Annotated in this window: 10 protein-coding genes and 1 pseudogene; 7 read left to right on the top strand and 4 right to left on the bottom strand. The window is 70.0% G+C overall.

The window, feature by feature from the left end; genetic code table 11:
• Window positions 1-84: 84 nt before the first annotated feature.
• Entirely contained in the window at window positions 85-1,701 is a 1,617-nt protein-coding gene (gene murJ / locus ACPW96_RS13770; protein ID WP_425883769.1) for a murein biosynthesis integral membrane protein MurJ, read from the bottom strand.
• Window positions 1,694-3,823: a DUF6049 family protein gene (locus tag ACPW96_RS13765; protein ID WP_425883768.1), complete on the bottom strand. Its 2,130-nt coding sequence runs from the start codon at window positions 3,821-3,823 to the stop codon at window positions 1,694-1,696. The genes murJ and ACPW96_RS13765 overlap by 8 nt, the downstream gene beginning before the upstream one ends.
• Before the next feature lie 149 nt (window positions 3,824-3,972).
• Between ACPW96_RS13765 and ACPW96_RS13760 the strand changes: the two genes are divergently transcribed.
• From ACPW96_RS13760 to malQ, 3 genes are all read left to right on the top strand, one after another.
• Complete coding sequence (locus tag ACPW96_RS13760) at window positions 3,973-5,496, top strand: DUF7059 domain-containing protein (RefSeq protein WP_425883766.1); 1,524 nt, start codon at window positions 3,973-3,975, stop codon at window positions 5,494-5,496.
• Between the two features lie 22 nt (window positions 5,497-5,518).
• Window positions 5,519-6,946 carry a CCA tRNA nucleotidyltransferase gene (locus ACPW96_RS13755; RefSeq protein WP_425883764.1) on the top strand — a complete coding sequence of 476 codons (1,428 nt, stop codon included), beginning with the start codon at window positions 5,519-5,521 and terminating at the stop codon, window positions 6,944-6,946.
• 109 nt (window positions 6,947-7,055) lie between these two features.
• Entirely contained in the window at window positions 7,056-9,230 is a 2,175-nt protein-coding gene (gene malQ, locus ACPW96_RS13750; protein WP_425883762.1) for a 4-alpha-glucanotransferase, read from the top strand.
• A 30-nt stretch (window positions 9,231-9,260) separates the two neighbouring features.
• On the opposite strand, the gene ACPW96_RS13745 is transcribed toward malQ, so the two are convergent.
• Both ACPW96_RS13745 and ACPW96_RS13740 read right to left on the bottom strand, forming a co-directional pair.
• Window positions 9,261-10,427 (bottom strand): hypothetical protein, encoded by a 1,167-nt coding sequence (locus tag ACPW96_RS13745; protein ID WP_425883761.1) that lies wholly within the window; start codon window positions 10,425-10,427, stop codon window positions 9,261-9,263.
• Window positions 10,424-11,443 (bottom strand): hypothetical protein, encoded by a 1,020-nt coding sequence (locus ACPW96_RS13740; RefSeq protein ID WP_425883759.1) that lies wholly within the window; start codon window positions 11,441-11,443, stop codon window positions 10,424-10,426. Before ACPW96_RS13740 ends, ACPW96_RS13745 begins: the two co-directional genes overlap by 4 nt.
• Window positions 11,444-11,671: 228 nt before the next feature.
• On the opposite strand from ACPW96_RS13740, the pseudogene rpsF reads away from it, so the two are divergent.
• From rpsF to rplI, 4 genes and pseudogenes are all read left to right on the top strand, one after another.
• Window positions 11,672-11,935: pseudogene (gene rpsF / locus ACPW96_RS13735) on the top strand (30S ribosomal protein S6); the annotation flags it as partial.
• A gap of 103 nt (window positions 11,936-12,038) precedes the next feature.
• Window positions 12,039-12,539, top strand: coding sequence for a single-stranded DNA-binding protein (locus ACPW96_RS13730; RefSeq protein ID WP_425883758.1), 501 nt, complete (start codon window positions 12,039-12,041; stop codon window positions 12,537-12,539).
• Window positions 12,540-12,637: 98 nt separating this feature from the next.
• Complete coding sequence (gene rpsR, locus ACPW96_RS13725; protein WP_292815389.1) at window positions 12,638-12,892, top strand: 30S ribosomal protein S18; 255 nt, start codon at window positions 12,638-12,640, stop codon at window positions 12,890-12,892.
• A gap of 11 nt (window positions 12,893-12,903) precedes the next feature.
• Window positions 12,904-13,356 (top strand): 50S ribosomal protein L9, encoded by a 453-nt coding sequence (gene rplI, locus ACPW96_RS13720; protein ID WP_425822282.1) that lies wholly within the window; start codon window positions 12,904-12,906, stop codon window positions 13,354-13,356.
• Window positions 13,357-13,647 lie beyond the last annotated feature (291 nt).

The following is a 13,647-nucleotide window of genomic DNA, read 5'->3' as shown; positions in this document are numbered from 1 at the left end:
CAACACATGGTAGCCGCGGGGCATTCCGCGCCGCGCGCAGGACTGCCGCCTTCTCAGGGAACCGTCATCCGCGCTTCGACACCGTCATCCGCGCTTCAACAGACGCCGCGCGAGGTCGGTGGCGGTCGTCAGTTCGGGCGCGCGCAGGAGGGCGAGCACGGCGACATATACCAGCGAGCAGGCGCCACCGATCAGCATCGTTCCGATCGCGCCGGTCAGCTTGTCGGCGACAGTCCAGCCGTCGACACCGCCGAGAAGCTGGAACGTCAGCCATCCGACGGCGCCGGCGGGGATGGCGGCGAGCGTGAACCGGCCGAGGGTGAGCAGCGTGCGGCGCATGCCCAGGTCACCCAGGCGGCGGTGCAGCAGCCACGAGGCGACGATCACCTGCAGCACGCTCGCAAGGGACTGACCGAGCGCGACCGCAGCGGCGAGATACTCCAGCGGCAGGATGTCGCCGGCGACGAGGGCCGACGCGAGGAGCGCCGTGAGCACCACCACGACGCACTGGAAGAGGGTGAAGAAGAACGGCGTTCTGGTGTCGCCGTACGCATAGAACGTGCGCTGCACGACGAAGAGCACCGCAAGCGGGATCAACCCGACGAGGTAGCACAGGAGCACGACGGCGGCGGCGACGGCATGCTCGCTCGAGTTGGTGAAGATGCGGGATGCCGGGATCGCCGCCACCCCGAGCGCCGCCGTGGCGAGCACGATGAAGAGGCCGAGAATGCGGATGCTGCGCCCGATGTCGCTCCGCACCTCGTCGTCGCGACCGGCCACCGCATGCTCGCTGAGCTGCGTGAAATAGGGGGTACCGATCGACAGCACGATGATCGAGTACGGAAGCATGAAGATCAGCCACGCGTTCTGCATGGCGAAGACCGACGCGCCGGACCCGGATGCCTCTCCGACGATCAGGGTCTGCACGAGACCGGCGAGCTGGCCGGCGAGAACCATGAGGAAGGTCCAGCCCGCGAGTCGGCCGATGTGGTTGAGCCCCACCCCACGCCAGCGGAAGTCGGGGCGCACCCGGATGCCGGTGCGCCGCCAGAAGAGCAGCAGCACCCCGGCCTGCACCACGATGCCGAGAGTGGCCGTGCCGGCGAGCCACGCGATCGCGTCGGGCGTCCACTCCGAGACCGCCACTAGATCCGAGCCGAAGACGACGATGAACAGCAGGAACCCGGCGATGGAGACGACGTTGTTGACGATCGGCGCCCACGTGAACGGACCGAAGACCCGCCGGGCGTTGAGCGTCTCCCCGACGAGCGCGTAGAGACCGTAGAAGAAGATCTGCGGCAGGCACCAGTAGGCGAACGCGGTGGCGAGGGCCAGCTGGTCGGGCTCGAAGCGGTTCGCGTAGAGCTGCACGAGAATCGGCGCGACCGCCATCGCGAGCGCTGTTGTGGCGACCAGGACCACGGTGCCCAGGGTGAAGAGCTTGGAGATGAACGCGCGACCACCGTCGGGGTCGGCACTGACCTTGACGATCTGCGGAACGATCACCGCGGTCAGGATGCCAGTCGAGATGATCGCATAGAGGTTGTTGGGCAGCTGGTTGGCGACCGCGAACGCGTCGCCGGCCCGCGAGTTGACAGCCCCGATGGCACTCACGAGCACGATCGTGCGCAGCAGCCCGGTGATGCGGGAGACGATCGTGCCGGCCCCGATGACCGCGCTCGCGCGACCGAGGCTACTCATCCGCGCTTTTCGTACGACGTCGCCGAAGCACCATGCGCACGACGCCCAGGCCGAGGAAGGCGACGATGAGCGCGGCGAGGATGATGAGGCCGATGCCCTCCCAATCCGCTCGGACGGTCACATCAGCGGACTGGGTCTCACCGATGGAGACGCCCGTAGGGCTGAGCAGGCGCAGCTCGATCACGACCTCGCCGCTTCCCACCCGGGCTTCGACGGGCACCTGCACCCGCGTGTTGGCCGCGGCCGAGGCCAGCACCTGTGTCTGCGGGGTGACGACCAGACGCGGGTCATCGGGCTCGGCATACAGCACGACGTTGACGGGGTACGGGAGATCGTTTCGCACCCAGACCGGGAGCGGTGCCTCGGGACTGAGCAGCTGGATCGTGCTGGGCGGCTGGATGCCGACGGCCCCGAGGGTGGCCGCCGTCCGCTCACGGTGGGTGGCGAAGGCGGTCGCCCACCGCTCGGGCTCGGGAGACCACCCGATCCCGAGGAGCTGCAGGATGGAGATGCGCTCGGGACTCGTGAGAAGGGCCGGCTCGTCCAGGATGCTGGAGAAGTCGGTCAGGAGGTCCTGTTCGGCGGTGAGAGCGGATGCTGCGTCGACCCTGGCCTGCTCGGGAGAGGCGTCCGCCACAGCGACGGGCGATGAAGACGCCTCGGTGAGCGCCGCCAAGGGCACGAGCTGGGCACCGGGGACCCTGCCGACGCTCGCGATGGTCACACCCAGCGCAACCAGGGAGCGGTCCTGCCCACGGTCGGGGGTCACGAGTATCGGGGCGCCGGCGGCGTCCTGGGTGGCGAAGGTCAGCAGCGCGGTCGCGCGGGTCAGGGCGGCGCCGCGCATCGCCGACTCGTCGATCGTCGATGCCTGGCCCAGCGCGGCGGAGATCTCGGCGTCGTAGACCAGCACCGCGGCGCCGTCGGGTGTTGCACCGCGCGCGGGAACGGTGGCGCCGGCCGCGCCCTCGACCGTTCCCGACGAGGGAAGGAGGGTCAGCGACGGGACGGCGTCGGTGCCGAGATGCCCGAGCGTGTCGACGATGCCCGGCCCGGCGGAGCCCGCCGGCGGCCAGAACACGTTGCCGCGACTGCCCCCGATGCCGAGAAGGGTCTCGAGGTCGGGCAGCACCGGCTCCGTGGGCGCGGCGGTCGGCGCCGAGTCGGGGGTGGGGCCCGGCGTCGGTGCCGTCGTGGGCTCGGGAGGCACGAAGAACGCCGGATCGAGGAGGGACCGCAGCGACACCGGGGCCATCGGGCGCGGCAGCCCCGACGCGAGTTGGGCCGAGACGTCGGCGTCGCCGAACTGCAGCGCGAACCGCGGATTCGCCAGCGCTTCGAGGCGTTGCAGCCACTCGGTCGCCTCCGGCGGTGCGGAGGAGCCCAGCACGTTGATCGCGGCGGCGATCGCCGGGTCGACGGCGAGGATCGCAGGCGTGCCGTCGACGGCATCGAGCTGAGCGCGAAGACTGCCCCCGGTGCCCGTGAGTTCCGTGAGCTGGGCGGGTGTGAGCAGTCCGGTCTCGATCGGCGGCGCCGTGATGGGAACGACCACGCCGATCGGAGCGGCAGGAGCGTTCGGCTCGGGCACGATCATGGCGCTGTTCGCGACGATGGGGCCGGCATTGCCGACGTATATGGCTTGAAGGGCATAGACGCCCGGAACCCTGCCGAGCAGCGCCGGAGAGTCCGCCGCCACGGAGAGTCCGAACGTGCTCGACGAAGACGCGGCCACGGCTTCGCTCGGCCCGGTGGCGACCTCTTGCAGATCCAGTGCCGCGCCCTCGTCGAGCCAGGCGGTCAGCTCCGACCTGTCGGCCAGCGGGACGGTCCCGAGGGAGAGCGCGACCGCGGCCGGCGCCAAGGGGAGCGTCGTGTCGTTGATGATCGTCATCGAGACGTTGAGAGGCTCCCCAGGGCCGACGATGCCCTGACCGACGGGGGCGAGAACGAGGTCCACCGCCTCCGCCGAGCGGACGACCACGGCTGGACGGGGCTCGACTCCGATCGCAGGCGCTCCCACGACCGTCGTCAACGCGACGCCCAGCGCTGCGACGGCGCCGGCGAGGGTGCGGCGCCACCGACGCGCGGTCGTGCCAGAAGAGGGGAGGGTCACGGTCATGCTGGCGTTCTGCTCATGTGCGATTGCGACCGCACGATCAGCCTCGATTCTAGGGTGGCACCCTCGGAGACTCCCGTGCGGCGCGGCGGGGGACGTCAAGAGGGTGAGCGGCCGCCGGTCCTGGAGCCCGAGCGCGGTTGAATGGACGGGTGCACGACCTGTCTCCCGCTCAGCGCGGCGCCCTTGCCGCATCGCTCGCCCACGACCTGGCCGACGCGGACTACGGCTCCCGCTCGCTCAGAGAGCTGTGGGGCGATGTCGCCGACGACGCGCTCAGCCGGGGGAACGCCGTGCCCGCCCGTCGCGCGCTCGGGCGGCATCCGGACTCCCCCCTTGCCACGCTGGCCACCCTGTTCTTCGTCGGCGACGCGTCCGAATCGCGGGCCGCAGCCGTGGCGCTCTCGCAGGTCGGCATCGAGGGGGCCACCGAACTCGGACTCCTCCAACGCGTGGGCGACGACGTGCGTGCGACGGCGGCGATCCGGCCGTACGGGTTCACCGACGCGAACGGCGAGGATGAGTGGTGGATCGCGAGCGACCTCGACGAGCTCGCCGGCGTCTCACCGCTCCGCGACGACCATGTGCTCGGCGTCGGCGGCGCCGGCCGCACCCTCGCGGGGCTGCTCGGCGAGGAACCCGTCGCGTCGGCGCTGGATCTGGGCTGCGGATGCGGCATCCAGGCCCTGCACTTGAGCCGGCACGCTGCGCGGGTCGTGGCGACCGACATCTCCGCCCGCGCGCTGTGGTTCACCTCGCTCAACGCGGCCCTGAACGGCGTGTCGGGCATCGAGACCCGCCTCGGGAGCCTGTTCGACCCCGTCGCCGGCGACGTCTTCGAGCGGATCGCTGCGAACCCGCCATTCGTCATCACGCCGCGCACGGATGGCGTGCCGAGATACGAGTACAGGGACGGCGGACTCGATGGGGACGACCTGATGGCCGCGGTCGTGGGCTCGGTGGGAGAGCACCTCGCATCGGGAGGCGTAGCCACCCTGCTGGGCAATTGGGAGACGAGGGAGGATGCTGCCGGACTCGACCGGGTGCGGGGATGGGTCGATGGCTCGCCGGTGCCGCTGGATGCGTGGGTTCTGGAGCGCGAGCGGCTGGACCCGGCCCGATACGCGGAGGTGTGGGTGCGCGACGGCGGCACGCGGCCAGGATCGGAGGCCTACGACACCCTCCTGGGAGCGTGGCTGGATGACTTCGACCGGCGAGGCGTCACGGGGGTGGGCCTCGGGTGGATGCTGCTCCGCCGCCCGGCCGACGCACCGACACTCGCCCGCTACGAAGCGGTCGGGTCCGCCCCGGGCACTCTCTCGGGACTCGTCTCGGGGGCCTTCGCCGCGCACGACCGACTGGTGACGCTCGACGGTGAGGCGCTCGCGTCATCCCGTCTTCTCGTCGCTCCGGATGTCACCGAAGCGCGCCATCACCTGCCGGGCGAGGAGGGCCCGAGCGTCCTCGAGCTGCGGCAGGGCGGCGGTTTGGCCCGCAGGCTCGAGGTGGACTCGGCACTCGCGGCCGTCGTCGGGGCGTGCGATGGCGAGCTGCCGCTCGGGGTGCTGGTCGACGCCGTCGCGCAGCTGCTCGAGGTCGACCCGGCGGCGCTGCGGGCGGACGTGCTGCCGCGTGTGCGGGACCTCGTCTTCACCGGCTTCCTCGGGTTCGCGTGAGCCCGCTCGATAGGCTCGAAGCATGCTGAACATGGCCGAGGGTGTCGCGCGCCTCGGCGAGCTCGCCGCGTCGCCGGTGGTCTCCACCCTCGCCCGCGCCTTCGCCGACGCGGGGCACGAGCTGGCGATCGTGGGCGGTCCCGTGCGCGATGCGCTGCTCGGACGCACCACGAATGACCTCGACTTCACCACCGATGCGACGCCCGACGAGATCCTGCGCGTCGTGACTCCGATCAGCACCGCGCGGTGGGACATCGGCCGTGCGTTCGGCACGATCGGCGCCAAGGTGGGCGGCGAGCAGGTGGAGATCACGACGTACCGCGCCGACTCGTACGACGGCGTCACCCGCAAGCCCACCGTCGAGTTCGGCGGGACGCTCGACCCCGACCTGGCTCGACGCGACTTCACCGTGAACGCCATGGCGCTGCGTGTACCTGCGGTGCAGCTCGTCGACCCGGCGGGCGGGGTCGAGGATCTCGTGGCGGGCGTGCTGCGCACTCCCGGGGATCCGCGGGTGAGCTTCGGGGACGATCCCCTTCGGATGCTGCGCGCGGCACGGTTCCGGTCGCAACTCGGGTTCGAGGTCGACGAAGACACGGTCTCGGCGATGATCGAGCTGCGCGAGACGTTGGGGATCGTCAGCCCCGAGCGCATCAACGGCGAGCTCGTGCGCCTGCTGCAGACGGATGACCCGGTGCCCGGCATCCGTCTGCTCGTCGACACGGGGCTGATGGACGAGTTCCTCCCGGAGGTCTCGGCCCTCCGCCTCGAGGTCGACGAGCATCACCATCACAAGGATGTCTACGAGCACTCGCTCACCGTGCTGACCCAGGCGATCGCTCACGAGAAGAAGCGGTTCCCGGACACCCCGCCGGATGTCGCGCTCCGCGTCGCGGCGCTGCTGCACGACATCGGCAAGCCGCGCACCCGCAAGCTGGAGCCCGGTGGTGCCGTGACCTTCCATCACCACGACGTCGTGGGCTCTCGCATGGCGCGGAAGCGCCTGCAGGCGCTTCGCTTCGATTCCGACACGATGGATGCCGTCGCCCGGCTGATCGAGCTGCACCTGAGGTTCTTCGGGTACTCCGAGGGCGCGTGGACCGACTCGGCCGTCCGACGGTACGTGCGCGACGCCGGCGATCAGCTCGACCGTCTGCACATCCTGACCCGCGCCGACGTCACGACACGCAACCGGCGCAAGGCCGCGGTGCTGGCCGGCGCGTACGACGACATCGAGTCCCGGATCGCCGAGCTGCGCGAGCAGGAGGAACTCGGTGCGATGCGCCCGGAGCTCGACGGCAACCGCATCCAGCAGGTGCTCGGCATCCGACCGGGCCCCGAGGTGGGCCGCGCGTACCGGTTCCTGCTCGACCTCCGGCTCGACGAGGGTGTGCTCGGGCCGGACGAGGCGCAGCGCCGCCTGCTCGAGTGGTGGGCCGCTCAGGGCTGAGTGGCCCCGGCTTGCGCGGACTCGAAGCGCGGGCGCGATCGGGGTGCCAGACCCCTCCCCTCAGGGGCCGAGGGCTGGCAGGATCGTACGAACACGCTGGGAGACGCGCATGAGCAACGACATCGGCACCGGTGAACCACCGACGGCCGCGCTCATCGCGCTCGCTGAGGCGTACGGGATCGCCACCGAGTACTGGTCCTTCTTCGGTGACCGGGTGCACGTCCCGGCGGCGACGCTGACGACGATCGTCGCTGCGATGGGCGTCGACGTGCAGTCCGATCAGGATGCCGCCGCCGCGCTCGCGGATGTCCAGGACCGACCGTGGCGCCGGCTGCTGCCGCCGTCGGTCGTGGTGCGCCAGGGGTCGGGCCGATTCCAGGTGCATGTCGCGGATGGTCACGACGTCGCGCTGACCGTCACGCTTGAAGACGGTTCGGTGCGCGACATCCCGATTCCGGAACAGGATGCCACACCCCGCACCCTTCACGACGGCACCGTGTGGCGGCTGGACGTGCCCCTTCCGGACGATCTGCCCCTCGGCTGGCATACCGTTCACGCGACCCAGAGCCTGCACGGAGCGGGAGAGCCGGATCGCGCAGCGGAAGCCGTGCTCGTGGTCACCCCGGAGACGCTGTCCCCACCGCCGTCGCGCGCCGAGCGCGACGGGCGGTCGTGGGGGCTGATGGCGCAGCTGTACTCGGTGCGCTCGCGGAGCTCGTGGGGTGTCGGCGACTTCGCGGACCTCGGTGACCTGGCCTCGATCGCCGGAGGGCGGGGGGCGGACTTCCTTCTCGTCAACCCCGTGCACGCCGCCGACGTCACCTCGCCGATCGAACCGTCCCCCTACCTCCCGGCGACGCGGCGGTTCCTGGCGCCGCTCTATGTGCGCCCGGAGGACATCCGCGAGGCGGCGTACCTCGCTCCGTCTGACCGCGCGACGCTCGACGCGCTTCGCGAGCCGGTGGCCGCGTCCGACACGAATGCCGAGCGCATCGACCGGGACGCGTCCTGGGCGGCCAAACGGGCGGCCCTGGAGCTGATCTTCGCCGTGCCGCGATCGCCGGCACGACAGGCTCTGCTCGAGGCATACGTGGCGCGCGAGGGGCAGCCCTTGCTCGACTTCGCGCTGTGGTGCGCCCTCGAGGACCACTTCGACGCCACACTCGGCTCCGCCGGGGAGCGCCCGGCCGAGGCGTGGGACATCGCGTCGCCGCTCGTGGAGCAGCTTCGTGCGCGGCTGGCCGGGCGCGTGCGATTCCACTCCTGGCTGCAGTGGATCGTCGATGAGCAGCTCGCCGCCGCGCAGGCCGCCGCGAAGGCCTCCGGCATGCGCATCGGGATCATGCACGACCTTGCGGTGGGTGTGCACACCCGAGGTTCGGATGCCTGGTCATTGCGCGACATGTACGCGGCGGGCATCACTGTGGGCGCTCCGCCGGACATGTACAACGAGCAGGGCCAGAACTGGAATCAGCCCCCATGGCTGCCGCACGCTCTCGCGGAGAGCGGCTACGCGCCCCTGCGGGACATGATCCGCACGCTGCTTCGCAACGCCGGAGCACTTCGCATCGACCACGTGATCGGATTGTTCCGGCTGTGGTGGATACCCGCCGGCCTCGGTGCGTCGGCGGGCACCTACGTGCGCTACGACCACGAGGCCATGATCGGCGTGCTCGCTCTCGAGGCGCACCGCGCCGGTGCTGTGCTGATCGGCGAAGACCTCGGCAACGTGGAGCCCTGGGTCCGCGACTACCTCTCGCTGCGGGGCATACTGGGCACCTCCGTGCTGTGGTTCGAGTACGAGAACGACGGGTTCAAGCCACCGGAGCACTACCGTCGGGCCGTGCTCGCCACGGTGAACACCCACGATCTCCCACCCACCGCCGGGTACCTGGCGGGCGAGCACGTCGACCTTCGCGCGCGGCTGGGCCTGCTGGTCGAGCCGGTCGAGCAGGCGCGTGCCGAGGCGGTCGCCGAGCGGGATGCCATGCTGTCGACGCTGCGTGAACGCGGCCTTCTCGGGGCCGACGCCACGGAGCAGCAGATCGTCGAGGCATTGCACCTGCACCTTGTCGCATCGCCGTCCCAGCTGCTCGGAGTCGCGCTCGTGGATGCCGTCGGGGAGCGGCGGGTGCAGAACCAGCCGGGCACGGAGAACGAGTATCCGAACTGGCGGGTGCCGCTCGCCGACTCAGCCGGCACCGCCGTCCTCCTCGACGACCTGGCGCAGAACGAGCGGTTCCGGTCGCTGACCGAGAAGGTGGACGACGCGCTTCGCCGGTGACGGTCCCACCTGGTCCTCGGCGCCGCGTCATCAGGGCAGCAGGTCGGGGAGCACCTGCATGAGAAGCCAGAACGCCACGAAGATGCCCGCGATCACGTAGGACCACCAGGGCACCGTCCGTTTGAGGCGGCGGCCGGGCTCTGCCACGCCGGGCGGGGGGCGCAGCATCATCGGTGGGGTGGATGCCGCGGCATCCGTTGCCACCGACAGCGGTCCCGACCCGGGAGCGAACGCCTGAGCCGTCGGCTCGAGGCGTTCGTCGCGCCAGCGCGCCCACTGGTCGAATTTCGCCAGCAGCGCCTGCACGCAGGAGAAGAGCCACGCCCACATCGCCGGGTCGAGGGTGGAAAGATCCCGCTCAGCGTAGAGGAAGAGCCAGTCATCCACGATCTCGACGTCAAGCGCTGCGGCGCTGTCGACGAAGCGCGCCATGATGTCGGGCGTGAAGAGATAGAGCGCGTCCCGCTCGTAGCCCTCCGGACAGTACAGGGAGAAGTAGGTGTCGAAGTCGCCTTCCAGGCTGAGTCGCTGATCGCGGTCGAACGCGGCCGTGAGATTCGACGCGCCGAAGAGACCGTTGTTGCCGACGGCGTCGAGCACGATGTTCGGCAGCGGCACGTCGAGCTTGATGGCCACATACCCCCAGGTGTGCGTGGTCCGGTTCTTTCCCGAGCCCGTCGTGTAGCGGTAGTTGCCGAACTCGACGAACCGTGGCTCCTCGCCCCGAAGGAGGTCGCTGGCCGCGCGGGCGCTCCCGACCCCGAAGATCATTCCGGGCAGCCTCGGCCCGGCCAGATTCGGGACGTACTGCATCCCGTTCGCCTCGGCGAAGCGATTCAGGCGATACCACCGCTCCTGGCTGCCGAGCGATCCACGAACCGCGAGGGTGATGAGGAACACCAGAACCGCTGCGATCACGAGGAACGGCACCAGGGTGACGATTCCGACACCGCCGCCGGTCGATGAGCCCGCGAGGTTGATGATCGAGGAGATGAAGGTGAGGAACACCGAGCCGAAGACCACCACGATCACCACGCCGAAGACCAGCGCGGCGATGCCGGTACCCGTCCCGTAGAAAGAGGAGACGGCACCTGACTGCCGCAGGCGCTTGGCGTAGTCGCGCGCGGCGCGCCGGTCGATGGGCTCGACGAGTGGCCTGGCGTCGAACGTGAGACCGGATGCCGCCGCCTGGCTCATCCGTTCACCTCATCGCCGTCCCACGAGAGGTCGGCGCCGGCCGGGACGGCCGCCGCCTCGAGGCGCGGGTCGTCCACCAGCGCCCGGACGAGCGCGGCGTCGCCGGCCACGATCGTGGAGTCGTAGTCCACCTCGCTGACGAGCACCCACGCCCGGTCCGCTGGCCACACGACCGACGGCGACTGGGCACCGGGTGGGAAGCCGTGCTTCTCCAGCTCGCGGTCGCGCCATGGCGACCGCTGCGTCCAGTCGGGTTCGGCGAGCTCGGCGACGCCTCCGCGGAAGAGGAGGTGCTCACGTGCGGGCAGCTCGAGCCGCGGCCCCTTCGAGATCTCGTCCGGGAGGATGCCCGGCTGCCAACTCGGCTGTCGGAAGACCTTGTTGAACGGGTCGCGCGTGCTGTGGCCCAGCATGTCGTTGTGCTGTGCGAGCGATGCAGCCCCGACCGCATCGCCACCGGCATCCTGATCGCTCAGCTGGAACAGGGTGCGCGCAGGCGCCGCTCCGACGAAGCCCACGAGCCCGCCCCACCCGCTCCAAACCCCGACGCACCCGTCGGCGGGGGTGCCGGTGTGCTGGGCGAGCACCCCGGCGACGACCCTCAGGGTCTCGGCATCCAGATCACCCGCGGGTGGATCTCCGTAGCGCCACCCTCTGCGATCCCGCGGCCCGTCCTCGCTGAGCGGATCCGCCGGGTCGTGACCGACCAGGCGGTGCCACTGCGCGAGCGGATGCATGACCGTGTCGAAGGCCCGCGCGGTCTCCGCCCACGACACCCGCTCGACATCGATCGGCGGGTCAGCGGCCTGGAACGACCGCCACTCGCGGGCGTGCGCGGCGTAGGGAAGCGGCGGCCACGGCCGGTCAGCCGGTCGGTCCCTGGTCGCTCGATGGAAGATGCGTGCGTACGCCGGAAAGCCGCGGGGAACGACCTGGTGCATCGAGCTGCTCGACCAGTCGGCATCCAGCCTCTCACGCAGCCAATCGCCGGCAGAGACGTCCGCGGTCCACTCCATGCGCTTCACGCTACCCCCGGCCGGCGGGCGGCCGATCGGGGCAGATGGGCGCGCCTGCACTGAGCGAGCGAAGCGAGACGAAGTGTCGGGTAGACTGTGGAGGTTGTCCGGCAGCAGCCATGTCTGCAGAAGCCCGCGACACGTGCACACACCCTCCTGCGTTCGGGAAATGCCCGAACGCCGTTCTAGTCCGAAGGAGGTGGGTAAGTGACGCACCAGTACGAACTCATGGTCATTCTGACCCCCGAGATCGACGAGCGCACGGTAGCCCCGAGCCTCGACAAGTTCTTGAAGGTCATCACGAATGATGGTGGCACGATCGACAAGGTCGACATCTGGGGCAAGCGCCGTCTTGCTTACGAGATCCAGAAGAAGACCGAGGGCATCTACGCCGTCGTGAACTTCACCGCCACGAGCGAGGCCACCCAGGAGCTCGACCGTCAGCTGAAGCTCAGCGAGGCCGTCATGCGCACCAAGGTGCTGCGCGCCGAAGAGGCCTTCGCGATGGTCGCGGCCGAAGCCGAGCGCTCGGCGGAGAAGGCGGCCCGCAAGGCTGCTCGCCCCGCCAAGCCGGTGAAGCAGGACGCCTAACCGCATGGCCGGCGAAACCGTCATCACCGTTGTGGGAAACCTCACGGCCGACCCCGAGCTGCGGTACACGCAGAACGGGCTGCCCGTCGCGAACTTCACCATCGCGTCGACTCCGCGCAACTTCGACCGAGCAACGAGCGAGTGGAAGGACGGCGAAGCGCTGTTCCTCCGCGCCTCGGTGTGGCGCGAATTCGCCGAGCACGTGGCGGGTTCGCTCACCAAGGGCTCGCGCGTGATCGCGACCGGTCGCCTCAAGCAGCGCTCCTACGAGACGCGCGAGGGCGAGAAGCGCACCACCATCGAGCTCGAGGTCGACGAGATCGGCCCCTCGCTCCGCTACGCCACCGCTCAGGTGACGCGTGCGGCGGGCGGCGGACAGAGCCGTGGCCAGGTCGCCGACGAGCCGTGGGCCACCCCCGGTTCGCAGGCTGCTGCACCGGCTGCTGCCGGTGGCGGCGACTCGTGGGCCGCCCCCGGCGCCTACGGCGACGACACCCCGTTCTAACAGGGAACGGTCCATGAGCCTGTCGAAGGGTCGGGGCCGTATCGCTGGCTGTGCGCTTCAGCGCAGCATTCAACAACTCTCTTACTAAGGAAGACAACATGGCTGGAAAGTCAAGCGGCGACCGCCGCAAGCCGCGGAAGGGCGCGAAGAACGCAGCCCCGGCGAAGCCGACCCGCGTCGGCGTCATCGATTACAAGGATGTCGCCACCCTTCGCAAGTTCGTCTCGGAGCGCGGCAAGATCCGTGCCCGTCGTATCACCGGTGTCTCGGTGCAGGAGCAGCGTCTGATCGCGACCGCGATCAAGAACGCGCGCGAAATGGCACTCCTGCCCTACGCCGGCGCCGGCAGGTAGAGGAGCCCGATATGTCGAAACTGATTCTCACGAACGAGGTCGCCGGGCTCGGCAGCGCCGGAGACGTTGTCGAGGTCAAGGACGGGTTCGCCCGCAACTACCTCATTCCCCAGGGCTTCGCCGTGGCCTGGAGCCGCGGTGGCGAGAAGCAGGTCGCGTCCATTCGCGCGGCCCGTGACGCCCGTGCGATCCACGACCACGAAGACGCCGTGTCGCTCAAGAACGCGCTCGAGAGCACCAAGGTCCGCCTCGCCATCAAGGCCGGCTCCGAGGGACGACTCTTCGGTTCGGTCAAGACGGCTCAGATCGCCGACGCGGTCAAGGCCGCCGGTCTGGGTGAACTCGACAAGCGCAAGATCCACATCACGTCGTCCATCAAGTCGGTCGGCGAGCACGAGGCCACGGTTCGTCTGCGCGACGACCTGACCGCCGTGATCACGCTGCAGGTCGTCGCCGCCAAGTAGCGACGCGACGCACGCCCGAGGGTGCCGGAGGACGCAAGTCCCCCGGCACCCTCTTCGGTGTCGGCGCGCAGCCGGGAGGCCGCGCAGGCGCCGTCCGGTGTCGGAACTCTCTCCCCCGCAGGTCGACGCAGTCCGGTGCGCCCCTCGCGGTCGCCGCGTTGACCGTGCAGTTTGTACACAACCCACATGCGTCGGCTGCAACCTTCAACGCCCACTTCAACCACATCTCAGTGCACAGACTGTGGGAAAGACAACCCCAGGTCAGGGACCCATTACGTCCCCAGGATCATC

This window comes from Micromonospora sp. DT81.3, from assembly GCF_049847225.1.
Classification (GTDB): Bacteria; Actinomycetota; Actinomycetes; order Actinomycetales; family Microbacteriaceae; genus Microbacterium.
This window is presented reverse-complemented; position numbering and strand designations above follow the sequence as displayed.